General features: G+C 55.3%; 25 protein-coding genes and 1 pseudogene. 22 read left to right on the top strand and 4 right to left on the bottom strand.

The window, feature by feature from the left end:
* Positions 1 to 82 precede the first annotated feature (82 nt).
* From HBO10_RS28585 to HBO10_RS28570, 4 genes are read right to left on the bottom strand one after another with little or no spacing between them, the layout of a single operon-like run.
* Positions 83 to 880, bottom strand: a complete 798-nt coding sequence (locus tag HBO10_RS28585; RefSeq protein WP_034128263.1) for an amino acid ABC transporter ATP-binding protein — start codon at positions 878 to 880, stop codon at positions 83 to 85.
* Between the two features lie 8 nt (positions 881 to 888).
* Positions 889 to 1,548 (bottom strand): amino acid ABC transporter permease, encoded by a 660-nt coding sequence (locus tag HBO10_RS28580; protein ID WP_010565152.1) that lies wholly within the window; start codon positions 1,546 to 1,548, stop codon positions 889 to 891.
* 9 nt (positions 1,549 to 1,557) lie between these two features.
* Positions 1,558 to 2,208 carry an amino acid ABC transporter permease gene (locus tag HBO10_RS28575; RefSeq protein ID WP_010565151.1) on the bottom strand — a complete coding sequence of 217 codons (651 nt, stop codon included), beginning with the start codon at positions 2,206 to 2,208 and terminating at the stop codon, positions 1,558 to 1,560.
* A 30-nt stretch (positions 2,209 to 2,238) separates the two neighbouring features.
* The gene (locus HBO10_RS28570; RefSeq protein WP_010565150.1) at positions 2,239 to 3,090 is read right to left on the bottom strand and encodes a transporter substrate-binding domain-containing protein; all 852 of its coding nucleotides are present in this window, start codon (positions 3,088 to 3,090) and stop codon (positions 2,239 to 2,241) included.
* A 178-nt stretch (positions 3,091 to 3,268) separates the two neighbouring features.
* Between HBO10_RS28570 and HBO10_RS28565 the strand changes: the two genes are divergently transcribed.
* From HBO10_RS28565 to traD, 22 genes and pseudogenes are all read left to right on the top strand, one after another.
* Complete coding sequence (locus HBO10_RS28565) at positions 3,269 to 4,195, top strand: LysR substrate-binding domain-containing protein (protein WP_010565149.1); 927 nt, start codon at positions 3,269 to 3,271, stop codon at positions 4,193 to 4,195.
* A gap of 114 nt (positions 4,196 to 4,309) precedes the next feature.
* Positions 4,310 to 5,524, top strand: coding sequence for an aminopeptidase P family protein (locus HBO10_RS28560; protein WP_010565148.1), 1,215 nt, complete (start codon positions 4,310 to 4,312; stop codon positions 5,522 to 5,524).
* A gap of 319 nt (positions 5,525 to 5,843) precedes the next feature.
* On the top strand, positions 5,844 to 6,593 hold the full coding sequence (locus tag HBO10_RS28555) for a hypothetical protein (protein WP_010565147.1): 750 nt from the start codon (positions 5,844 to 5,846) through the stop codon (positions 6,591 to 6,593).
* Between the two features lie 115 nt (positions 6,594 to 6,708).
* Positions 6,709 to 6,933 (top strand): AlpA family transcriptional regulator, encoded by a 225-nt coding sequence (locus HBO10_RS28550; protein ID WP_010565146.1) that lies wholly within the window; start codon positions 6,709 to 6,711, stop codon positions 6,931 to 6,933.
* 5 nt (positions 6,934 to 6,938) lie between these two features.
* Positions 6,939 to 7,784 (top strand): ParA family protein, encoded by an 846-nt coding sequence (locus tag HBO10_RS28545; protein WP_010565145.1) that lies wholly within the window; start codon positions 6,939 to 6,941, stop codon positions 7,782 to 7,784.
* Between the two features lie 303 nt (positions 7,785 to 8,087).
* Positions 8,088 to 9,677, top strand: coding sequence for a ParB family protein (locus tag HBO10_RS28540; protein ID WP_010565143.1), 1,590 nt, complete (start codon positions 8,088 to 8,090; stop codon positions 9,675 to 9,677).
* Positions 9,674 to 10,222 carry a DUF2857 domain-containing protein gene (locus HBO10_RS28535; RefSeq protein ID WP_010565142.1) on the top strand — a complete coding sequence of 183 codons (549 nt, stop codon included), beginning with the start codon at positions 9,674 to 9,676 and terminating at the stop codon, positions 10,220 to 10,222. The genes HBO10_RS28540 and HBO10_RS28535 overlap by 4 nt, the downstream gene beginning before the upstream one ends.
* On the top strand, positions 10,219 to 11,409 hold the full coding sequence (locus tag HBO10_RS28530) for an STY4528 family pathogenicity island replication protein (protein ID WP_034128264.1): 1,191 nt from the start codon (positions 10,219 to 10,221) through the stop codon (positions 11,407 to 11,409). The genes HBO10_RS28535 and HBO10_RS28530 overlap by 4 nt, the downstream gene beginning before the upstream one ends.
* A 264-nt stretch (positions 11,410 to 11,673) precedes the next feature.
* Positions 11,674 to 12,429 (top strand): PFL_4669 family integrating conjugative element protein, encoded by a 756-nt coding sequence (locus HBO10_RS28525; RefSeq protein ID WP_010565140.1) that lies wholly within the window; start codon positions 11,674 to 11,676, stop codon positions 12,427 to 12,429.
* Complete coding sequence (locus HBO10_RS28520; RefSeq protein ID WP_034128265.1) at positions 12,426 to 12,944, top strand: DUF3158 family protein; 519 nt, start codon at positions 12,426 to 12,428, stop codon at positions 12,942 to 12,944. The genes HBO10_RS28525 and HBO10_RS28520 overlap by 4 nt, the downstream gene beginning before the upstream one ends.
* Entirely contained in the window at positions 12,941 to 13,396 is a 456-nt protein-coding gene (locus HBO10_RS28515) for a single-stranded DNA-binding protein (protein WP_010565138.1), read from the top strand. Before HBO10_RS28520 ends, HBO10_RS28515 begins: the two co-directional genes overlap by 4 nt.
* A gap of 228 nt (positions 13,397 to 13,624) precedes the next feature.
* Entirely contained in the window at positions 13,625 to 15,592 is a 1,968-nt protein-coding gene (locus tag HBO10_RS28510) for a DNA topoisomerase III (protein WP_010565137.1), read from the top strand.
* Positions 15,593 to 16,680: 1,088 nt separating this feature from the next.
* Positions 16,681 to 17,262 (top strand): STY4534 family ICE replication protein, encoded by a 582-nt coding sequence (locus HBO10_RS28505; protein WP_010565136.1) that lies wholly within the window; start codon positions 16,681 to 16,683, stop codon positions 17,260 to 17,262.
* Between the two features lie 70 nt (positions 17,263 to 17,332).
* On the top strand, positions 17,333 to 17,590 hold the full coding sequence (locus HBO10_RS28500; protein WP_034113377.1) for a hypothetical protein: 258 nt from the start codon (positions 17,333 to 17,335) through the stop codon (positions 17,588 to 17,590).
* Positions 17,591 to 17,690: 100 nt separating this feature from the next.
* Positions 17,691 to 18,185 carry a DNA repair protein RadC gene (gene radC / locus HBO10_RS28495; protein ID WP_010565135.1) on the top strand — a complete coding sequence of 165 codons (495 nt, stop codon included), beginning with the start codon at positions 17,691 to 17,693 and terminating at the stop codon, positions 18,183 to 18,185.
* Positions 18,186 to 18,237: 52 nt separating this feature from the next.
* Positions 18,238 to 18,984, top strand: coding sequence for a hypothetical protein (locus HBO10_RS28490; protein WP_010565134.1), 747 nt, complete (start codon positions 18,238 to 18,240; stop codon positions 18,982 to 18,984).
* A gap of 106 nt (positions 18,985 to 19,090) precedes the next feature.
* Positions 19,091 to 19,633 carry a PilL N-terminal domain-containing protein gene (locus HBO10_RS28485; RefSeq protein ID WP_010565133.1) on the top strand — a complete coding sequence of 181 codons (543 nt, stop codon included), beginning with the start codon at positions 19,091 to 19,093 and terminating at the stop codon, positions 19,631 to 19,633.
* A complete protein-coding gene (locus tag HBO10_RS28480; protein ID WP_010565132.1) occupies positions 19,630 to 20,301 on the top strand; it encodes a chemotaxis protein in 672 nt (223 codons plus the stop codon). Before HBO10_RS28485 ends, HBO10_RS28480 begins: the two co-directional genes overlap by 4 nt.
* A 9-nt stretch (positions 20,302 to 20,310) precedes the next feature.
* On the top strand, positions 20,311 to 21,030 hold the full coding sequence (locus HBO10_RS28475) for a TIGR03759 family integrating conjugative element protein (protein ID WP_034128266.1): 720 nt from the start codon (positions 20,311 to 20,313) through the stop codon (positions 21,028 to 21,030).
* Positions 21,012 to 21,560 (top strand): hypothetical protein, encoded by a 549-nt coding sequence (locus HBO10_RS28470; protein WP_010565130.1) that lies wholly within the window; start codon positions 21,012 to 21,014, stop codon positions 21,558 to 21,560. The genes HBO10_RS28475 and HBO10_RS28470 overlap by 19 nt, the downstream gene beginning before the upstream one ends.
* Positions 21,557 to 22,073, top strand: a pseudogene (locus HBO10_RS28465) (integrating conjugative element protein). The gene HBO10_RS28470 and the pseudogene HBO10_RS28465 overlap by 4 nt, the downstream one beginning before the upstream one ends.
* Positions 22,074 to 22,082: 9 nt before the next feature.
* The gene (gene traD / locus HBO10_RS28460; protein WP_010565128.1) at positions 22,083 to 24,242 is read left to right on the top strand and encodes a type IV conjugative transfer system coupling protein TraD; all 2,160 of its coding nucleotides are present in this window, start codon (positions 22,083 to 22,085) and stop codon (positions 24,240 to 24,242) included.
* Positions 24,243 to 24,256 lie beyond the last annotated feature (14 nt).

Here is a 24,256-nt window from a genome sequence, read left to right as displayed (position 1 = left end):
AATATTTAGCATCTAATGCTTCTGGAAAGAGATCAAATGATAGTTTGATCACAAAGTAAGACCATATTGATGTAAATGCAATTCAATTTACACTGCCACCATTCTGCCGCTCATTCCATGACGTAAGGAACTGAAGTAAGCGAGGGCTGGTGGGAGCCCCAAATATTTGGCTAGGAGGTCCCTGTTCCTCTACGCGACCATCAGCGAGAAAGACGACTTTATCCGATACCTTTGCCGCAAATCCCATCTCATGCGTCACGATAACTAATGTCATACCTTCACTCGCAACGTCCTTAATGACATTGAGCACCTCTCCTACTAATTCGGGGTCTAAAGCTGAGGTAGGCTCGTCAAACAGCATAATGCTGGGTTCCATCGCCAACGCTCTGGCTATTGCCACCCGTTGCTGTTGACCTCCGGAGAGTTGACTCGGGTAGCTGGAAGCCTTATGAGCGAGACCGACCTTTTCAAGCTGGGCCTCCGCCATTGCATATGCCGCAAGTTTCGGCATTTTTTTTACAAGCCTCAGGGGGGTGGCAACATTATCAAGAACACGCATATGCGGCCATAAATTGAACTGTTGAAAAACCATGCACACCTTGCGAAGCGAACTCTGGATTGTGTTTTCGGGTAATTGGTACAAACCTCCAGTAACAGAGCTTCCGTAACCAATAAGGCGGTTATTTACCAATACCTCACCACCGTCATATTCCTCAAGAAAGTTTATACATCTCAGCAACGTTGATTTACCAGATCCAGAACCTCCGATGATGCTAACAACCTCGCCTTTTGCGACGGTGAGTGAAATGCCTTTGAGCACTTCATGCTGGCCATAGCTTTTTTGCAAATCACGAATTTCTATAGCGTATGAATTGGACATGCATAACCTCAGCGCTGCAGATAGTTTTTAAAATGACGCTCAGCTCTGGAGCCAATGCCAGCTAGTACAATGGCAATAGCCCAATACGTCAACGCCAATATCGTATATGGTTCCAGCATCGAGTAGCTCTGAACAGCAATTGTCATCGCCACATTAGTTAACTCAGCGACTGTTATAATCGACAAAACAGACGACTCTTTTAGTAGAATTATCGTCTGCCCGACAACTGCTGGTACGCACCGAGCCATCATCTGCGGCCACAGCACAACTCGAAATGCCTGGGTACCTGTCAGTCCCAGATCTCTTGCAGCTTCGAGTTGACCTTTTGGAATTGACTCACGTCCAGCACGAAATATCTCTGCAAAATAGGCTGCACCATACAACCCTAGACCTATCAATCCTACGGTTTCTGCAGTCCAGTCAATACCTATGTATGGTCCCCCATAGAAAACCAAAAATAATTGTAGAAGAAGCGGCGTACCCCGAAAAACATTTAAATACAGCTGATATAAAAAGGCAGCTGGTTTGTTATTAGGCTTGTAAAAACTCTGTAACGCCAGGCCTAAAACCATCCCCAGCGCAATTCCCCCAATACTCATTTTCAGCGTAACGCAAATCCCGGCTAGGATTGAGCCACCGTACTCGTCAAACAGACCAATGCCAATCAAAGGCACCTCCTATGCAATTTTTAGCCTAGCTTCCAGCCAGTTACCCACCCGTCCAGTCGCCATTGTTAGGGCCAAGTAAAGCAGTCCAGTCACGATAAAGAATTCGATGGGGCGGTAGGTAGTTGAGGCAAGGGTTTGAGCTGTCCTCATAAGCTCATGTACAGCGACAGCAGAAATCAATGAGGAATTTTTAATGATATCGATAGTTTCGTTTACAAGAGCAGGCAACATGGCCTTCAACACCTGGGGTGTTTTAATATAAATCAATGCTTGCCAGCGCGACAGACCAAGATCTCTGGCCGCCTCAGTTTGACCGTATGGCAGAAGCTGGAAACCGGAGCGCAATATTTCACCCTGGAAGGCTCCACTATTCAAAGTTAACGCGACAATCGCGGCGGCCAGTGGAGGTAAACTTATCCCAATAGAAGGCAGTGCATAAAATACTAGAACAAGCTGTACCAACAAAGGCGTGCCTCGAAAGAAGCTTACATAAGCAGCGCAGAACATCCGGAGCCACCTATGCTCACCCATCAGACCAAGGCAAACAGCCCAGCCCACCACCAGCCCTAACGCAATAGCGGTCAAAGATACCCATAGTGTGGTAAACAGGCCTGCCAAAAGCTGTGGCAAATAGTGGGCTGTAGCTGTTAAATCAAACATACCTAATTTTCCCGACTAGCATTACTGCATTCAGTTTATCGGTGCTGGAACAGCATCAGTAGGTAGAGGCATTTCGAAGCCGAACCATTTGCGCTGGAGCTTGGCTAACTCACCACTTGCGTTCAGCTTTGCAATACCGTCACTGAAGAATTTAACAAGAGAGGCGCTGTCAGCATCTTTACGACCGGCCCACGCATAGTATGTCGGCGGTCCGAAGGGAGGCTGTACAATTTCAAATACATCTCCACGTTCCTTGATTAAAGGCGCGAGATTGGGTAGGGATTGAACGACTGCATCGACGCGACGGGAGGCCAAAGCCGCATAAGCCTCATTATAGTCCATAAATGCCTTGATTTCTTTCACGCCCGAGTTCTTCGTAGGCTGCAGTACAGTCCGCTCATACTCCTTGAGCACGTCGATTTGTGGGGCTCCAGCTTGACTTCCTACTACCATGCCAATCAAATCTTCGGCACTATTGATCCGAGCGTCTCCTTTACGCTTCAATACTGCCACACTAGCAGTGGAAAAAGGCAAGGTAAAAGCAAAACTTTCTGCTCGCGCCTTAGTTATAGTAAGTGACGTGGCAACGAAGTCGAATCTTTTGCTGGATAATCCAGGAAGTATGCCCTGAAATGGCACATCTAATTGTTTAAGTTTGACCCCGGGCAAATCAAGCATAATCGCGTCGAGCAAGTCTTTCCCGTACCCGACAATTTTACCGTCCTCGATCATCTCAAAAGGCGCATAACGTGCTTCGGTTGCGACGACAATCTCGCCACGCCCCTTGATGTCAGAAAGTAAATCAGCCTTAGCCTCAGCAGCTGCAAAGGACGCTAAAGTGCCAACTAACAATGGAGTCAGCAGCGAGTACAGTGGTCTCATGACGCGATCCTTTCGATGAGTTACGAGTAGAAGTGGGCGAATCGGTTGGCGCTCACACAGCATGTCCACAACCGAAATCATGAACAAACGGCTATTTTTAACGTCGACTCATTAGGTTTACTAATGTCGGCATGACTCATGCTTGTACTGGTAAAATCCCAACTGCTGGAGCCTCGTCATGTCTCGTGCCCTACCTTCTCTTGAGGGATTGCGCTACTTCGATGCTGCTGCACGGCACTTGAGCTTCACTCGCGCATCAAAAGACCTGTTCCTTACACAAAGCGCTGTAAGCCAGAAGATTCAAGCGCTTGAGCAGGAACTGGGCTATGAGCTTTTTTATCGCCTGCCTAGGGGCTTGAGGCTTACGCACCGCGGTGAACGCTTGCACATCGGAGTCGACCAAGCGTTGAGGCTTTTAGGAACGACTTTGCACCAAATTGGAGATGAAGAGCTAAGTGGCACGCTAAAAGTGCGCGTGATGCCCTCCTTCGCTAGCAAGTGGTTGCTGCCGCGGATGCCATCCTTCAATCAAGCCTACCCTGGCATACAGTTGGAGGTAGAAGCGGATCTGAGTACCCCTAATTTCAATAGCGACGGCGTCGACTTGGCAATCAGCTGCGCTTGGACTGACAATGCCAAGCTCTCTCAGCTACACCTATTCGATGACCTCGTTTATCCAGTAGCCAGCGCGGATTTGTTGGCACGATTAGAAATCAAAGATTATGGTGATTTGTGTCAGACGATCTTGTTACATGACTCTATGCCTCACGCTGCCTACAGCACCAACTGGGACGCTTTTTTCTCCCGGCACAGCCGCTACGATATCAATACCCGTGGAGGCTGCTCATTTTCGCGGGCAGACCTTGTGTTGCAGGCGGCTTGTGATGGCCAGGGGGTCGCGTTAATGCGGCATTCGCTGTGTGCCAAAGAGATAGCAAACGGTACTTTGGTCAGGCCGTTCCCTGAGGTAATGCAAGATGGCCAAGTATGGCTAGTGCACCCTAGCATCCATGAAGACCGCCCTAGGGTTCAGGCGCTGAAGAAGTGGATTAAGAGCGAGGTGGAGCAGCACCTGTCACAGCGGCGCTTGAACCTAGGTAGCTAGATATCTGCCTGAGCCATAAGCTCTGCTAATAGTACGGAATTAAAAATCGTCATTTGTTCCTATTGGGCGTGAAGGAGATGCTACGCGCTGCCTTCACTAGACAGGAACCTCGGCATGAGCATGCCTAATTACATTACACTTCAAAATGGACCTAAAACACGGTCTACTTTCAGTGTGAAGGAAATGTCCCGACGCCTTCAACTATTACGTCAGCATATGACCAACACCAGTTTGGACGCCATTGTATTGAGCTCAATACACAACATAAACTATTTTGGCGACTTCCTCTACTGCGAGTTTGGGCGTAGCTACGCATTAGTAGTAACGCACGATAGCTCCATTCTTATCACGACCAATATTGATGGAGGCCAAGGTTATCGCCGCAGCTGGGGAGATAATCTTGTCTATACAGACTGGAAGCGTGATAACTATTTTGTTGCTCTACGTAAAGCAATCCCATTAAAATCTCGCCGTATAGGCGTAGAGTTCGATCATCTATCCCTCGATAAATTTCGCAAGGTAGAAGCCGCTCTTGACAATGCGGAACTAATTGGCATCGCGCCTGGCACCAACCGTATTCGCATGTTCAAGTCAACCGAAGAAATCCAGCTGATTCGTATTGGTGCAGCCGTAGCGGACGTAGGAGGTGCGGCTTGTTTAGAGGCGATATCTGAAGGTGTGCCTGAATACGAGGTAGCACTTGCAGGGACGGCTGCAATGACCAGGGAAATTGCTAAGCGCATGCCTTACTGTGAGCTTCGTGACACGTGGACGTGGTTTCAATCCGGCCTGAATACTGATGGCGCCCATAATCCCGTTACCAGTCGTCGAGTTAAATCCGGCGATATACTTTCAGTTAACTGTTTTCCGATGATCGCAGGCTATTTTTCTTCATTAGAACGAACGGCTTTTTTGGGTGAGCCAAATGCCCAGCAGCGTCGCATATGGGAAATCAACTGCAAAGTACACCAACGCGGGCAAGAGATAATTAGACCAGGGGTTCGTTGCTGCGATATTGCGGCAGAGCTAAATGAAATCTATCTACAAGCGGATCTGCTCAATTATCGCACTTTCGGTTACGGTCACTCAAATGGAGTCCTTTGCCACTATTACGGACGGGAGGCTGGGCTCGAATTACGCGAAGATATCGAGACGGTGCTAGAAACGGGCATGGTGGTATCGATGACACCAATGGTAATGCTACCGGAAGGTACGCAAGGTGCTGGCGGATATCGAGAGGGCAGCGTGCTCATTGTAAATGACAGGGGTGCGGAAAATATTACGAAATTAGGCTCTGGGCCTGAGCACAATATAATCAATCTTCCCTAGCTATTAACATCCAGAGCGGTTCAATTGATCAAGAAGTTCCAAACATCAAGAATCTGCATCATTGATTAATGATATCTGCACCTCTGGGTCATGTGGAGGATACCTAATCAGAACCCGAATTTTTGGTTAAGAGACCGAGATTGTGGCTCTGGATCGCGTAAAAAATCGATTGCTACTCGGGTATTGCTTTCTGGTAGCACTCGAAATTAAATGACCTCACCGATTTGGTCGATGGAGGAAACAGCTAGCATGAATCGCTAGTTTGAATATTGATAGTCGGTGAGAGGCCTATCCATTAGGAATGGAGGTCCGTCACGCTATGGCTATTAATGTTTTTAATTCGCATAGCAAAAGCTTCTATCGCCCTATAGATGCAGCATTGCGCTGGTGCAATCTCACTCGCTACGAAGCCCAAATTATGCACGCGGATTGGTCTCGTCCTGAGAACCTTGCAACCCTCTTTCCCCGATGGCCCAATCTTCACATCGCTGTCGAAAGGATTTTAGACGCCATACGCAATGGAGAACTGCCGTACGGCTGCCTCGGCGTTTCTGTTCCTTTGGGAAGCTACGTAGAGCCCTATCAGCTGACCATACGCCATTCAGACTTACGCCGCTGGATGGAAATTCATTATCCCGACCATAAGCCCAGCTTTTTATTCGAGTCCGGTGAGGATACATCTGCAAAGGTCAGTCTCGGAACGTTTCTTTCAGTGAAAGCAGATCGAGACGAGTTATCGAGAGCGTTGAAAGCGCAACAGCAACACATTCAAGAAATCTTGGGAGAACTCCAGTCGATTGGACTTGAAAGAGATGATCTCAAAGCCTTGGCCAAAACGAATGGTCAACTCAGCGAGCGTAGTGAACTGACCTATCACAATATGATCGGGGCATTGGTCAGCCTTCTTTTGGACCATTCGCCCGCCGGAAAACCTCTTTCGGTATTCACGAATCAAGCAGCCATCGTCGACGCCATTGTCGCCCGTCACAAAGATGTGCCCGGCCTCAGCAAGCGGACGCTGGATGAAAAGTTTGCTGTGGCCAATCGTAGCCTCAAGAAAAACAACTGATCCAGTCAATTGCGTTGCAATGGGCTTGATTGCAGTGCAATGACTCAGCCGCGCTAGTGCGATTCAATCCAAGTCACTTCCCACCACGCGCCAACAGGCGCCAGGAGTGACTAGCATGTCCAACCCATCGGTACCCGAACCCGAAGCGCCTCAACCCCAACGCCACATCATGCGACGTGAAGAGGTTGAACTAAAAACCGGCTTCAAACGTGCGCATATTTACAACCTGATGAAGGAAGGCAAGTTCCCGCGGGCGAAGCGTATCGGGCTGCGCGCGGTCGGCTGGGACTCTCTGGAAATCGAACACTGGATTGCAGAACGCCTTTCACAACAGGAGTGAGGGTGATGCACGTGGTCTCGGTGGTTTCCACCAAGGGTGGTGTAGGCAAAACTACAGTAGCGGCGAACCTCGGCGGCCTGTTGGCCGATGCTGGTCTCCGTGTTCTGCTCTTGGATCTGGATAGCCAACCCACCCTCTCCAGTTATTATTCATTGAGCCAGAAAGCGCAGGCAGGTGCGTACGAGCTCATTGCACTCAATCTAACAATACCTGAACGAATAATTTCTAGGACTGCAGTCGTCGGTCTCGACCTGATTTTCTCTAATGACGATCAAGGTCGACTGAGCACCTTGTTGCTACATGCCCCTGACGGACGACTACGCCTACACAATTTGCTCAACGATTTGCATCTCAATTATGACCTGCTTTTGATTGATACTCAGGGAGCCCGCAGTGTGCTGCTGGAAATGGCCATCTTGGCCTCCGATCTCGCCCTCTCTCCCATCACGCCGGAAATGCTCGCTGCCCGCGAAATGCGTCGGGGCACCTTAAAACTACTGAGTGAGCTCGAACCGTTTCGTCATCTAGGCATCGACCCGCCGCCGTTGCGGCTCTTACTGAACCAAGTGAACGTCAATCGGCTGGACACCCGGATGATCATCCGAAGCCTGCGCGAGAATTTCCCAGAGGCTACCAAGATCTCGGTTCTAGACACCGTAATCCCGGATCGGGTGGCGTATCTCAATGCCGCCTCCCTAGGCTTACCGGTCCACCGAATAGACGCTCGCCCGTCGAGTAAACGCCGGCGCTCGCAGTCTGCGCTAGAAATCATGCAGGCGCTGGCCATCGAATTATTCCCTGAATGGCGTGAAGCGATCTCTTCGGTAATGAGGTGTGCGGAGCCTCGATAAAAAAATCGCCCAATCAGCATTTCACCGATTTTTTTTTGATCGACCTTGAAGCCAATAGAGCTTGGTAAGGAGTTTTCTAATGTTGGATCAGTTTCCTATCGTTGTTCAGCCTTCCATTCGACCACGCGACGCGGCTTGCGAGAAGTACTGCACCGTGGCTTTTCGTTTGCAAGGGGGGCGCTCGGCCATGGTGTGTTTCCTCGCAGAACTCTCCCAACATTTCGAAGGTTCAGGGACTGCCGAAATCGTGAAATTCGAGGTCGGTGACCATTTACGTAGCCGACGTTAACCGAGGCGGTTCCAATGAAGAAGCTCAGTCAGGAGGAAATCACCGACAAGCTGCACCAGGACCACTTCACTCAAGGTCCTGGACTGGAGCGACTGTCCGATCCCGTCATCGACACTCCCATGCTGGTCACTCTGGAACAGTTACGTCCCTACGAACACAACCCACGCTTCATTCGTAACCCGGTTTATGACGATATCAAGGCGTCGATCCGTGAACGCGGGCTGGATCAACCGCCACCGATAACCCGCCGACCGGGTGAAGCCTCTTTCATCATCCGCAACGGCGGTAATACGCGCTTAGCCATTCTCGGCGAACTGTGGCAGGAAACTCGCGACGAGCGTTTCTTTCGGATCCACTGCCTGTTCCGACCTTGGAGCAATGAAATCACCGCCCTACTCGGCCATTTGGCGGAAAGCGACCTGCACGGTCAACTCACGTTCATCGAACGGGCGCTGGCAGTAGCCAAACTCAAAACCATGCTTGAGTCCGATGGCGCAGATCTCTCACAACGGGAGCTGGCTCGACGTCTTGCCGCTGGAGGCTATCCGATTTCGCAGTCGCATATCAGCCGTATGATGGACACCCTCGAACACTTATTGCCTGCCATTCCACAAACTCTGTATGCCGGATTGGGTAAGCCTCAGATAGAGCGCCTGATCGGTCTACGTAGTCAGGCTGAGCGAGCCTGGAACCGTTATCCAACCGCTGCCGTTTCATTTGCAGAGTTCTGGCTAGAGACCATGAGCTACTTCGATGGCGATCCTGAATCTTTTGATCTTGAGCAGATCCAGGACGAATTGCTCGAACGCATGAGCCACCTGCTTGGACAGTCCTACCGTATGCTGGCCCTGGAGCTGAGCGATACCCAACGGGTCGTCGCCACGCCTAGGGCTGTCACCACCACGCCTTCAGAAAACAGCCATCGGCCAAGCGGGCATGAAACTGCGGCAGAGTCGCCCTCCTCCGACCCTAACCCCGAATCAACTGATGCCCAGAGCAAGATAGAGCCAATTTCAGAAGAACGACTCACAGCCCCCGAAAAAAATACTTCACCTGCGGTCAGTCATCTATCACGCGTTCAACAGATTCGTGAGCAAATCGATCGCGAGATCTCCACCGAGCCGACGTCTCCAGTCGAAACCTGCCCAATCGACGACATTTGGATCATCACACCACAGCTGGATACACCTGAACAACTGCGTTTAGCCATTGCTGGACTGGCTCGAGAAATGGCGGCCTATGCCGGAGATGCCGAGAGCATCATTGATCAAAAGCGTGGCTTGGGCTTCGCCCTGAACATTGAGCGACTCGATCTTTCAGCGCCTCGCTCGACGGGCGTTCACCTAATGCTCCTGGCCCTGTTACGGGCTCAAGACGAGGTGAACTGGGAGGATCGCAAGCAAATCCCCTCCGCACTGTTCGGGCAGTTGTTGCTGGGGGTCTATCAACTCCCTCTACCAGATAGACCAGTCACGGACGTGGGTCTGGAGCGACTGCCTGACAGTATGCTAATCAAACTGTTTCGCCTGATCCGCTTGGCCCGGCGCCTAATCGACTTAACACTCATCTTTGAAGACAAAAACTCACCGGAGGAGCTGAGATGAACTTGTCCTTCAATATGCTCAATCAAGCCATGCTAACCCAGGTACTGCACGAACTACGCCTGGGCAACCTGCAACGCTGCAAGGCACTTGGACTGAGTGAGGATGACATCTTCATGCTGCAATCCTTACCACCGACCACGTTATCGCGCCTGGCCCATGCCACTGTCCCTTGGCTTGAGGTCAAGATTGACTCGCCGGTGCTGCATCGTTTGATCGAACAAGCTGAACGTGATGAACAGAACGAACGGTTGATCAACCGAGCGCTCAAGCTCGGCGCCAGCAGCACCATCATGTATCAGTGCTTCGGCCTGGCGCATTCGGAAACAGCCATGCGCCGGCGTCTACTCAAAATAGAAACCCGTAAAGGCCGCCCCCAACATTTGAGCGAAGCGCAGGAGCATGCGTTGTGGCAACGTTGGTGCCAAATACGAACAGAGGACGGCACCGAGGATAAACTCGACGCCATGATGATGCTTGCCGAAGAACAGCAGATCAGCTTGACCATCGTTTGGCAGCAAATCGACCAGTACAGCAACAAAACATGAATGCTGTTCCTTCCGGACGCTGGCAACGTGTCCTGCAGCAATGCACAAAGCAGCTGCATGAGCGCTGGCCTGCACGCCCAACCACTGAGCAGCCCTCCAACCAGGCTCTACAGGCTGGCTTTCTGTTTAGTGGCCAATCTCACGAAGTCGTGCCACGTCGGCTGCTGTTGGATAGTCGGTTGACGCCGTTGGAACGCAATGCCTGGCAGGTGTTTCGACTCATGCTGCAAGGCCAGGGCGTGGTCACGCCGCGCTATGAGGATTTGCAGCCTTACCTGTCGAGCGTGCCCTACGGTGCGTCAGCCTCCCGTGAAACCATTGCTCGGGTGTTGACGATGCTCAGGTTGACGCGCTGGCTCAGTTTGGTGAGTCGCGGACGCGATCAGCTCAGCGGACGTCTTCAAGGTTCGCTGTATGTTCTGCACGATGAGCCGTTAACCCCCGCCGAAGCCATGGAACTGGATCAGGATTACCTGGCGCTGGTCGGGCATGCCCTCGGCCATGCGACGAAGGCGGTGCGTATTGTCGCTCAGCACGTTGTGGAGGAAGTCCGCCAGGACACGAATATCGATCGTGATCGGTTACCGACGCGGCTCGACAGCTGGGGCGAACACTGGACGCAGCAAGGATTGGATCAGCCAGCCGTTGATGCCTTCCACGATTCCGAACGGGAGGAAGATCACCGCGTTCGGAATCGTGCAGGCCCTCGTTCGGATTCCGAACCGGGCCTGAACGTCAATGTTTCAGACACCGTTCGGAATCCGAACGCCGCCTGTACTGTATTAAAAGAAAGTATTTGTACAGTACCGCGCGCGACCCCAGCGGTGGATAACCTGCACTGGCCCGCTGCGCTGCACCTGAGCCCAAGCGAGCGTCAGGCCGTCGCCGTGGCGCTGAACAAGCTCAAACCAGCGGATCGGCAGGCGGTGCTCAACGAAGCGGGAGCACGTTGTGCGGCCGGTGGAATCCGCAAGCCAGCGGCGTATCTGATGGGCCTGATCCAGCGCGCACTGAAAGGTGACTTTCGTCCTTGGGCAGGTCAGGCCGAACCTTCACCCATTGCAGAATCACCTCCACCCGCTCCCTCGCGGCCATCTCGACAACAGGGCGAACCCGCGTCTGCCCTCGCACAAGCGTGCCTGAATGAGCTGCGCCAACTGCGTGGCAAACGCGGTGGACCTCAGTAGATTTGATGCCAGTGGCATCAAATCCATGGTGTTCCACTCTACGAACACATCGGACCAAACTATGAAACTCTTAGGGAAAAGCCGGGACATCTCTTTCGATGAACGTAGACGTCAGTAGATTTGATGCCGGTGGCATCAAATCTACTGACGTCTCCATAATTAGCCCTCTTAAACCAAACCGAACAGACCGCATTCAGTTTTTTGGCTGCCCTCGACCCTCATCTGTCGCAACGTTCCCGTCCAAGCGAATGCGAGGACAACACCGTGGCCGATCACTATCAACTCAACCTGGGTTCATTGCGCAGCAGCATCACCCTGACCCTGCACACCCACCACGCCGCCCGTATCTGGCAAGGTCGGACCGCACGCGAAGGCGTCCACTCGATCATGGGCATGGCCGGCTACATCAGTGTCACCAACCTGATCAAACAAACCGCGGCCCAGGACGATCCCTATGCCGACTGGGCCATGGTGCAACTCGAAGAAAAGCTGATGCAGGCCAAGACCGGAATGCTGGAACTGACCCAACAGCTGGATCGAATCAGGCAGGACCTGCCGACACAGATCGACATGAGCGACAACCTCAACATCCACCCCGTCACCTTGCCGTTGTACATCGGCAGCCAGCTGGGTTTTCTGGCGGTCTACCTGCTGACCGACTACGACACCCTGGTGCGCCGGACCCTATTGGCCCATCACACCGCCTTGATCGGCCGCGTCGACATGGAAGCCTGGATCGACGACGGCGCCCATCTATTGCGCAGCCTGTTCGGCCAGGCGCAACGCTATCGGCATGCTGGCGTCACACGCGATGACATGGCGGCGAACAACGCGCGTGCCCTGGCGGCCATCGATAAACTGGGTTTGCCCCCCATGGACATTCTTGAGGGTCATCGCCGCTCCCAGTTCGCGCCGCCAATCGTTCGCCGTGGTGCGGCGGCAGTGGATGATGCCGACGCGTTGTTAGAAGACGCGGAGGAGCTGCCTACGACAGTGGATGATCCGGAGGACGAAGCATGAATCCCATGAATCCGGCTCACCCAATGCCCTTCGATACGTTGACACAGGATTCCTATCGACAGCTCGAACACGCAGCCTCCCTAAAAGGCCTTTTAAAACCTTTTAAGGGTAAGGGGGAATTGGAGCACCTGGCGCAGGTGGCGAGGGAAATCGAGGCGCAGTTGTGTCACCTGATGGTGGCTGTGGTGCAGCAGGCCGGACAGCCTCCTTACTCACTGCTGGACATTCGATTGGTGCTGCAGAACACCAGCGCGGGCAGCACCTTTTTGCGTTGGCGCACCCGTGATTTTGCCCGTATGGGGGTTGCGGTCTGGGAACGCCAGGTCCGCAACAACTCCCTGTCCCAGGTCGTGCGCGAGGGATTGCACCGTTTCGAATGCGAGCGCATTGCACTGAACCTACAGATGAGCGTGGTGCATTCGCTTTACCGCCAGGCCTCGACCTGCGCGATCAAAATGGCCAGTGCCGAACGGCTGCTGCGCCAGTTCACAACCGCAGCGGAGATATCACGATGAGTACTTTTTTCGTCGGCGAAGGCAACATCGGCAGTGCGCCAGAATTCCAGGAGTTCGCCTCTGGCAATGACGAGCCGCGGCGTTTGCTACGGCTGAATGTGTACTTTGACAACCCCATCCCACGCGAGGGCAGCTATGAAGATCGGGGCGGCTATTGGGCGCCGGTTGAGCTCTGGCACCGTGAGGCTGAACACTGGAGCACCCTGTACCAGAAAGGCATGCGCGTACTGGTCGAAGGTCGTACGGTGCGCGATGAGTGGGAGGACAGCGAAGACAATGCGCGGGTGACCTTCAAGATCGAGGCCCGTCGAGTCGGCATCCTGCCTCACCGGGTGCACAGCGTGGTCATGCGGGAACGCTCCAGTGAACCGACGGCCGCTCAAAATACTGAGCAGGCCAGCTCGCCGACCTCGAAACCCAGGAAACACAGAGGGCAATCACCTAAGGCCTGAACGACTTCAGGCATAAAAATTGCGCCTTTGCGCGAAGTTCCTGGCCTGTCATTGCTCGCGGCTCATGAAGCCCCCCACCCAGTTGCAAACGCTCCAATAAGGTAGCAGCTTCAGCCCATTCAAAGCCGCCCTCACCGACTAATATGAGGAACCTGCCATTCGGGTTTCTCATATCTCGCACCTGCTACTTCGAACAACGCTGCTCCGAACTCAATCCGGAGTAGTTATATGCGCCTCTTCCTCTGCGAAAAACCTTCCCAGGGTCGTGACATCGCCAAGGTTCTCGGAGCCACTCGGCGTGGTGATGGTTGCCTAATCGGCCCCGAGACAACTGTCACCTGGTGTATCGGCCACCTACTGGAGACGGCCCCGCCTGAAACCTACGGCATTCAGTACAAAAACTGGTCGTTGGATCATCTACCTATCATTCCCGTGCAGTGGCAGGTCGAGGTCAAACCCAAGACTGCCGCGCAGTTCAAAATCATCAAACGCCTGCTCAGCGAAGCCACCACCGTTGTCATCGCAACCGACGCCGACCGAGAAGGTGAGATGATTGCCCGCGAGTTGCTGGAGCTCTGCAAGTATCCAGGCTCCGTTCAGCGCCTCTGGTTGTCCGCCCTCAACGAGGCGTCGATTCGCAAAGCCCTCTCCTCGCTGAAGTCTGGTCAGGAGACCTTCCCGCTCTATCACTCGGCCCTCGCCCGCAGCCGTGCCGACTGGCTGATCGGCATGAACCTCAGTCGTTTGTTTACCCTTCTTGGTCGGCGGGCAGGCTACGACGGCGTTTTGTCAGTGGGGCGCGTCCAGACACCCACCTTACGTCTGGTGGTCGATCGGGATCGTGCGATTGCCGGCTTCGTCCCGGTACCTTACTGGAACATTGAGGTACACCTATCGTCGATGGGCCAGCGATTCATCGCGGCGTGGTTACCGCCATGCTCAGGACGGGACGAGTCGGGGCGTTGCCTACAACAAGTGCTTGCCCATCACGCGGTCCAAACAATCACCGACGAGAAGTCCGCCACGGTAATCTCGTTACATACTGAGCACTTCCGAGAACCGCCGCCCCTGCCCTTCGACCTAAGCACGTTGCAGGAAGTCTGCTCGCGTAAGCTGGGGCTCGGCGTCCAGGAAACCCTGAACATCGCCCAAGCCCTGTATGAAACCCACAAAGCCACCACCTACCCGCGCAGCGATTGCCGCTATTTGCCAGAGAATATGTTCAACGAGGCTCCCGCGGTACTAGACGCCCTGCTCAAAACGGATCCTGCACTCAGACCTGCATTCGAGGACCTCGATCAATCATTGCGCTCCCGCGCATGGAACAATGCCAAGGTCACTGCGCACCACGGCATCATCCCCACCATCGAACCGGCAAACCTGGTGCGGATGTCCGAACAAGAACGCCATGTCTACGAACTGATCCGTAGCCACTACCTAGTGCAGTTTCTTCCGCATCATGAGTTTGATCGGACCCAGGTCGAACTGGCGCGTGGCGAAGAACGATTGACCGCTGTGGGCAAACTGATCTTGGTCCAGGGCTGGAAAAGCTTACTCTCCGAAAACACCGAGGAGGATGAGCCCAGTCACAAATCCCAAGTCTTACCCATCTTGCAAAAGGGAGCGCAGTGCGCAGTGGACAATGCCGAACTCAAATCCATGCAAACGGCCGCTCCTAAACCTCTCACCGAGGGTGATCTGATCAAGGCGATGAAAAACGTCGCCAAGCTTGTCAACGACCCACGCCTGAAACAGAAACTTCGGGACACCACCGGTATCGGAACCGAAGCCACACGAGCCGGCATTATCAAAGGGTTAATTGATCGCGGTTATTTGCTGAAGAAAAAACGCGCCTTGATGGCCACCGCCGCGGCCCATACCCTGATCGAGGCGGTACCAGCAGCAGTCGCAGATCCGGGTATGACCGCAATCTGGGAACAGGCGTTGGACGAAATCGAAGCGGGACGCCTGACCCTAGATGCGTTCGTTGCCAAGCAGGCGAACTGGATTGCACAATTGGTCGAACACTGTGGCGCACTCACCTTGGCGGTACCGGTCGAAGCCGGCCCGACCTGCCCCATTTGCAACGCCTCAATGCTCAAACGAAAGGGCAAATCAGGACCGTTCTGGTCATGCTCCCACTACCCCGACTGTAAGGGAACAGTGCCGATCAGAAAAGATACGCGTCGCTCATGACGCTTCACTGTAGATCGGCATGAGTATTGGGGTGATGTGCTGATCAGTGCATCATCAACGGCGGCTGATCCCTCTCTAAGTCGATAAAGTGTTGTCCGATTTCACGGGCCAAGGCAAAGAAAGTGACCGCGCCTTTATCCTGGCAACCGTCGAACAATTGGCCGCTCATCTCGGCAGTAAGTAACCTCTTTCATCGTGCTCAATGTAGTGGCTTATGCGGGATCGCCCACTGGCTTGACGTGATCCCACCCTCTCTGCTGTAGTGTCTCAGGATCATCGCCAACGGCGACCCAAGACCGAATCGCTCCGGGCAGGTCGGTCGAACTCCTTGAGTTCGGAGCCTTCTCTTTCTGCGGAATTTCATTCCTGATTTGTGCTCGACCTGATCACTGTGGCGGATGACCACTGTTGCCTCTACCAGGCAATAGCGGTCATCCGCTTCAGCGATCGTATTCAGTTCCGGAGCCCACCGGGGAAACACTGGGCACCCTTTGTGCGCGGATGCGTGCCAGCATGTTCCGACCCGGGCCACGACAAGGGTCGGTTGGCGAAGCGTGACGCAGTGAATACAGTTTTGCGAGGAGCTTGTCGACTGCGTACGACCGTCAAAGGTGGCTTTTCTCTTCTTCGCCTGGCACCCCGCCAGGCGCACTCTTCACTTTCTTCAGTCCAGTGACTACCACTATATTCCGGCCATAAAAAATCGGGTGGCAGCGTCTTGACGCTCCCCTATGACAGGCTTATACAAAGGGCGTGGTTCGCTGTCGTTGACAGCCCAGCCCAGGTAGCCAGAACCTTCAAGGCTACGCCACGTTCGTGGTGGTTTACCCAAGTGCGATCAGCGTTCGGAAGCTCGCGCGGTTACCGCTTCAGCGGTAATGAATGCCCACTACCCTATGCTTGCGGATCACCACCGCAGATGCTCCTCTGCTGCACCGCTATTTCCCCAGACGCATCGTTCTGATCGTCATCGGCTTGCCGGTGCCGAGTCGTTCATCGCTCGCCTTCACCTTACCCACCCTGACGGGGGCTCGCTTCCCCGTCAGGGGCTGTGCGTCGCCGTTTTCCCTTGAAACAGGAGAAACACCATGGCCCACGCCAACCACTCCCAAGAAGCGACCACTTACTTCAATCTGCACACCGTCGGTATCGGTTATCTCAACCGTGTTCGTGAAGTACAAGTCCGCCGCGGCCAGCCATTCATGGCTTGCGATATCGCAGCCCTGCACGGTGCCACCGATGCGGTGGAGTACACCCGTTTCGACTGCAAAGTCGCTGGGGGTGAAGCTGAACGCTTGATTCGTCTCTATATGGGCGCCGTCAAAGCCGAGAAAAAGGTCTTGCTGTCGTTCCGTATCGGCGACCTGTGGATCGATCCGTTTCTCTACGAGAAAGGCGATAAACAAGGTCAACCGGGCGCCAGCCTGAAAGGTCGTTTGCTGTTCATTGACTGGATCAAGGTCAACGGCACGTTCGAATACAAAGCGCCCGTCAGGCAGGAAGTAACAGCACCTGCTGAGCAAGCGCCAAACAGTGAGCCATCCCCTTCATCGGCTGATACCGAAGCTGAGGAGACCGCAAACCCAACAGAGGCTCGGGTCGAACCTGAATCTCCACCCGCTCCCCGCACGGCTCGCCGTGATGCTACACGTACCGTTCAGTCCGCCTGAACAGTCCACGATGTTCCCATCAAGGCGCTCCCTCGAGCGCCTTTTCTTCAATCCGCACAAGGGAACCATCATGGAATCGTTCTGGCTTTGCGACGACTGCCTGTTCGCTACTGCTTACGAGGACTACAGCACGTTATCGCTCTATTACACGACGGATGAAATTGAGAAACGCATCGCCGGTATCCATCGTGGACTGGTTCGGTTAATGCCCATCAGTGCCGACTTCGATCCCGAAACTGGCTGGGGAATAAAGGCTTTTTCCCCATTGCCCTGCGACGGTTGTGGTTCACACCTACACGGTCAACGCCACCGATTCACTCGGCTGTAAACAGCGCGTCACCTGCTAACGCCCACAACTCTATATCCACCTCGGGGACACCACTCCCCTCGGGTGTGTACCCCTGATTGTTCCCTTCGGAGGTACCACCATGAGCACCCAACTCACACTGATTGAGACCTCGGATTTCGAGGCTGATCGTATCGTCCAAGAAAACCAGGTGATCGACGAAGCACTGCATATTCTGGATCGTCGGCTGTTCGCCCGCGGCCCTAACCTGATGTCGCCTGACGCCGTGGCTTCATACCTAAAACTGCATCTTGTGCAACAAGAGCATGAAGTCTTCGGTGTGATATTTCTCGATGCCCAGCACCGGGTGTTGGCGTTCGAAGTCCTCTTTCACGGCAGCATTGATGGCGCCAGCGTTTATCCCCGCCAAGTCGTTAAGCGTTCCCTCGCGCATAACGCCGCGGCCGCCATTTTTGTTCATAACCACCCCTCAGGTTGTACAGAACCCAGCCAGGCGGATCGCGTCTTGACGGCACGGCTGAAAGAGGTCTTGGCCTTGATCGAAGTGCGCGTACTGGATCACTTCATCGTGGGTGAAGGTCGTCCACTTTCTCTTGCCGAACATGGCTGGCTTTAATCCTCACAGGCGTCTTCGGGCGCCTTGTCCATTATCATTCTGGAGATCCTTCATGAACCCCACGCACCAAGCTGCAGCCCTGCTGACGGCCTCCAACCCATTTGCTCGCGGTTACGACAACCTTCATATCGAACGGCTGCTACTGATCACCTACGAAGACGACTGCCCTCCCTGCTGTCGACCCGTGCACGACGCACAGGCCCATCTGCCCGACGACGAGCTGCAACTGTTCCCCTGCCTGTTCAATGACGATTTCGCCGTGATCAGCGAAGGCCAATCCATTTCGGATGATTTGGATGAACGCTGCCAGTCCACCGGGCTAGTGCGCCAAGTAATCTACGCTGTGACGGGCGAAATGCTCAACGAGCGGCATCACCTCGGAGATCTGTACTCCCTGGAAGAGGCACAAGCCATGGTACATCGCTTAAGCTTCGAAACGGGACACTACAGTCGAGCCTGGGAAATCAGCACCGCACACCTTCCCGAAGCAGCGATGCTTTATCTGAAAGAGTGGGTCAGTAACTTCGCTCTGCGGCAGACCGGCCTTTTGTTCGAGCTTTTTACGCTTCCAGATTGCTGCGGTATCGGTTGCAAACTGATCGGCACGCCATGGACGGACGATAACTTGTTGAACAATGAGGGCAATCGTTATTCGAGCTTGAGACAAGAACAACTCGACGCAGGCACACCGGAAACCTTGGTCAACGTACTGTATTTGGCGGCATTGGCGGATGTGCGATTGTTGATCTTCGACCCCGACGCTGCCGTCTTGGATGGGCTCGCCATTTTCGATGAATAGCAACGTGTTCAGTGTTAACACGACCCACCTTGAATCAACTTTCTCACTGAATCGTTCCTTCACCTCATGTCAGGTTCTGCACTGAATCTGACATGAGGTTTCTTCCATGGAGCGTTTTTTCACGCCTGTCTGCCTGCTGGGTTTGTTGAGCGCCTGCACCGCGCAAATCCCCGATCCTTTGCCGACCAATCCAGAGATAGACAGTGGCTCCAATCGGGCCCAGCACTCGAAGGGCATAGCCGAAGAAAGCTATCCGGCAGAGCTTCGTTATGGCCGCTACACGCTGGTTAGCACCGAGCCCACCACGGAACAACGCGATCTTCTTGCCCAAATCATTGACGTGAGCATCCCGTCCAGCCTGAACCCTTCAGTGCAGGATGCATTGCAGTACGTATTGCAGCGCTCGGGCTATGCTCTCTGCCCCGTTACCGCGTCGGTGAGGGTGCTGTTTACTCGGCCCCTGCCCGCGGCCCATTACCGGCTCGGCCCGATCTCTTTGCGCCGCGCGCTGCAAGTGCTCGCTGGCCCCGCCTGGCAACTCACGACCGACGAAGTCAGCCGTTCGGTCTGCTTCGAACAGCAGAAAACGGAGGCCGGCGGCGCGCTGATCACACCCGTCTCGCCCCATCTGTTGGAGGCACGCCCATGAGAGCCTCGACGTTTCAAACCCTCATCATTGGGCTGCTTTGCTTGGCGGTCGCCGGCCTGAGCGGTGGTTTGTATAACCAGTATCAACGCGTGGCCGAACTGCAGAGCACGAACACCCAACACCTACAAACCCTGGACACCCTGCAACATGATTCAAGCGCACTCAAGGATGCCCAGGAGAAGCTGCAGTACGCGCTGAAAGACCTGAAGCAGATGGTCGATACTGGTGAGCAACAGGTCAAGACCCTCGATCCGATGTTGGATCAGTGGGCGCAAGAGATACAGGAACTGCGTGATGGTCTGGCAGCCCGCGCCACCCAGGCAGACCTGACAGCGCTGCGCCCACGCCTTGAACAGGTCGAGCAGCAGCTCCTGGAGCACAAGACCCAGCCATCCCCCCCACCGCTGACGCCTTCTGCGACCAAACCGAAAAAGACCGCTCGCCCCAAACCCACCCCGCTCTCGCCACCGTTTTCAGTATTGAGTGTCGAGTCCCGCGGTGGTGAGCGCTTTCTGGCGATCGCACCTCATGACAGTCGCTCGCTCACGGATGTCCGGCTGCTGCATAGCGGCGAGCATCTCGGAACTTGGCACCTGAAAGTGCTGGAGCCGAACTCAGCCATCTTCGCGGTGGCCGCTCAGCCAGATCAGACCGTGCACCTCCCTTGAGTAGTGATCATGAACAGAGCGCTACTGCCCACCGTTGTCTGTCTCGCTTCGCTACTGGCCATGGGCGCTGCGGTGGGCAACCCCGTCGCGACACAGTCACGGATCCAGGACACGCAGTCCGCTCCCCTGGGGCGCTCTGACTCTGAACAGGCGACGAGCTGGGGTCTGACGGAGCAGGAGTGGACGCGCTTCGAACAGATCCAAGCCGGCCCGCGCGGTTTCTGGAGCCCGAACCTCGATCCGTTGACCGCACTCGGGGTCGAAGCCCAGACCGACCAAGAGCGCCAGCGCTATGCCGAATTACAGATAGTGCTGGAAGCCAAACGCGCCGAGCGCGAGTTGGCTTACCAAAACGCTTACACCGCGGCCTGGACCAAGCTGTTTCCCGGGCTGCTGCCGATCCAGGGCATGGCGTCCCCACCCCCTGCCAGCTCATCGGTCATGTCGCGCCAGGCCCTGTTTGTGGAGGACCACTGCCAGACGTGCACCGACGAAGCGCAGCGTCTGCAAAGCAGCGACACGGCGTTCGATATCTACCTGGTGGGCAGCCAAGGCCAGGATGAACGCGTCCGTCGCTGGGCTCGGCAAGCGGACATCGATCCGGTCAAGGTCCAACGCCGGCAGATCACCTTGAACCATGACCGTGGTCGCTGGTTCAACCTGGGTGCCCCGGGGCCATTGCCTGCCACATTTCAACAGGTGAATGGACAATGGCAACGCCTCGACTGAGTGGTATTGCGCTCCTGCTGACAATGCTCGCCGTCCAGGCTGACGAACTTCCGCCTCCTGCCTACCAATTGGCGGCGCATGACGCCGACATCCCTTCTACGGTGCTGTTCGCGATTGCCCTGCAGGAGAGTGGTATCCGCGTCCGTGGTCGACTGCTGCCCTGGCCTTGGACCCTGAACATCGCCGGAACACCCTACCACTTCGCCACTCGCCAGGCCGCCTGTCACGCCTTGCTTCAGGCGCTCGCCCTGCATGACGCCAAGCGGGTCGATGTCGGTCTTGGACAAACCAACCTGGGTTACCACGGGCAACGTTTTTCCAGTCCCTGCGAAGCCCTCGATCCCTACCGAAATCTCGCCGTAACCGCCGCGCTGTTGCAGGAGCATCACGCCGCCACCGGTGATTGGGTGTCAGCTGCCGGACGCTATCACCGCCCGGCAGGAGGAGCGCCCGCCGCGCGTTACCGCGCAGGTTTTTCCCGGCAACTCGAACGGTTGCTGGTTTCCTTCGAACAAGGCACACCACCATGAAGCGAATATCCCTTACCTGCTATCTCATCCTGCTCTTGGCACCTTTTCGCCCAGCCGGAACTGAGCGTTGCCGAGGATCAGCCGAGCGACGTCACCCGGCCCCATTTTCAAGTTTCCAGGCCGCCAATAAACAACAAGATCCAGCCTGATCGGGTCATGCATGCGGACCTGTCCACGTTTGCCGATGAAGCCTGGATACTGCCCGTCCGCAGCTTTCACTTGAGCCCCGGCCAGATCATGTCTCGCGCCCTGAGCATGCCTGGTTTGCGGCCATTTGTCCTGGTCGGTGACGATCCCCAGTCGCTGGCTTGGTTGCGTCAACGCGCGACTGAACTGCAGGAAATGGGCGCGGCTGGCCTCGCCGTCGAAGTGGCCGATAATGAAGCCCTGGCCCGGATTCGAGCAGCCGCTCCGGGCATTACCATCCTGCCGGTCAACGGCAACGACATCGCCACCCGCCTGCAGATTGAGCACTATCCCGTCTTGATCACTGCCACCTCACTGGAACAGTGAGTCCAGGTCATGGCCGAGCATGCGATGGAGTCCAAGCTCCGGCCAGCGGTGGAGCTGTACACCGTAGCGATCTGCATCGCTGCCACGGTGTTGTGCGTGTACTCGCCCTGGGCTGTGGCCCTGTCACCCGAGATCGGTCTGGTTGCGGCGCTGGCCTATGCCCTGTTCGGCCTGATCCGGCTGCGACAAGCCTGGGAGGTGCTGCGTTATCGGCGCAATATCCGTCGGCTGCCCCGCTACGAACTGACCAGCCGACAGATTCCAGTCAGCCGTAAGCGTTTGTTTATGGGGCGCGGCTTTCGCTGGACACACCTGCACACCCAGCGCCTGGTCGAAGCCCAGGATCCGGCGGTCGCCCACTATGTCGACCAACCGACCTGTTACCGGCTGGCACGTGAACTCGAACGCCGCCTGGAGCATGCACCGTTTCCGCTCTCGTCACTGGCGCGTGTCACGGCCTGGGACAGCGCCTTCAATCCGTTGCGGCCTTTGCCCCCGGTCGGTGGTTCGCCGCTGTTGCATGGGGTCGAACCCAACGAAACGGAAGTCAGCCTGACGCTGGGCGAACGGGTCGGACACACCCTGGTGCTGGGCACGACCCGTGTCGGCAAAACGCGACTCGCCGAGGTGTACATCACCCAGGACATACACCGCGTTGAACACGAGGTAGTGATTGTCTTCGATCCGAAGGGCGATGCCGACCTGCTCAAACGGATGTACGTCGAAGCCAAACGTGCCGGTCGGGAGAAGGAGTTTTATGTCTTCCATCTGGGCTGGCCAGAAATCTCGGCCCGCTACAACGCCGTGGGACGTTTCGGTCGTATCTCGGAAGTGGCGTCACGCATCGCCGGGCAGCTTAGCGGTGAAGGTAACTCTGCGGCTTTTCGCGAGTTCGCCTGGCGTTTCGTCAACATCATCGCCCGAGCGCTGATCGAGCTAGGCCGACGTCCAGACTACCTGCAGATCCAACGGCATGTGGTCAACATCGACGCACTGTTCATCGAATACGCCCAGCAGTTTTTCGCCAAAACTGACCCGAAGGCGTGGGAAGTGATCGTCCAGTTTGAAGGCAAACTCACCGAGAAAAACATTCCCCGGCATATGATCGGGCGCGAAAAGCGCGTGGTGGCGATCGAGCAGTACCTGGCGGTGAAGCGGGTATTTGATCCGGTACTGGATGGACTGCGTTCGGCGGTGCGATATGACCGTACTTACTTCGACAAAATCGTTGCCTCCCTACTGCCGCTGCTGGAGAAACTCACCACCGGCAAGACCTCTCAACTGCTGGCCCCCAACTACACCGACCTGAATGACCCACGACCGATCTTCGATTGGATACAGATCATCCGTAAGCGCGGCATCGTCTACGTCGGCCTGGATGCACTGACCGATGCCGAGGTCGCCGCTGCCGTGGGCAACTCCATGTTCGCCGATCTGGTCTCGGTCGCCGGACACATCTACAAACACGGCATCGACCATGGCTTGCCTACCGCTGGCAGCAGCGCCGACAAGCTACCGATCAACCTGCACGCCGATGAGTTCAACGAGTTGATGGGCGATGAATTCATCCCGCTGATCAACAAGGGCGGCGGGGCCGGCATCCAGGTGACGGCCTACACCCAGACCCTCAGCGATATCGAAGCGCGAATCGGCAACCGCGCCAAAGCTGGCCAGGTTATTGGCAACTTCAACACCCTGCAGATGCTGCGGGTGCGCGAAACCGCCACTGCTGAACTGCTCACCCAGCAGTTGCCCAAGGTTAACGTGCTGACCAAGACCCTGGTGTCCGGCGCCACCGACACCTCCGATCCTGAAGCCAACACGGATTTCACCTCCTCCTCGCAGGACCGTGTCAGCAGCACCAGTGTGCCGCTGATCGAGCCAGCGCATATCGTCAGTCTACCCAAGGGACAGATGTTCTCCTTCCAGGCCGGTGGCCAGCTCTGGAAAGTCCGCATGCCGTTGCCAAAACCCTCCAACGACGATGCCATGCCCAAGGACCTGCAGGAACTCACTCAGCGGATGCGGGCGACCTACAACGAGCAGGCGAGACAATGGTGGAGCGCAAGCGGTGGCGGCCCGACGCTCGACTTCGATCCAGATCGGGTTACGCCTCCACGCACTTCTTCAGCGGTGGATGCAAGTGTTCCTGCTCAGGAGGCCCCATGACACCGTCAGCCCTG

Origin of the sequence: Pseudomonas sp. WS 5503 (assembly GCF_012985385.1) — a bacterium.
Lineage (GTDB): Bacteria > Pseudomonadota > Gammaproteobacteria > Pseudomonadales > Pseudomonadaceae > Aquipseudomonas > Aquipseudomonas paracarnis.
The sequence above is the reverse complement of the archived record's forward strand: the minus strand, read 5'-3'. Positions and strand labels throughout refer to the sequence as shown.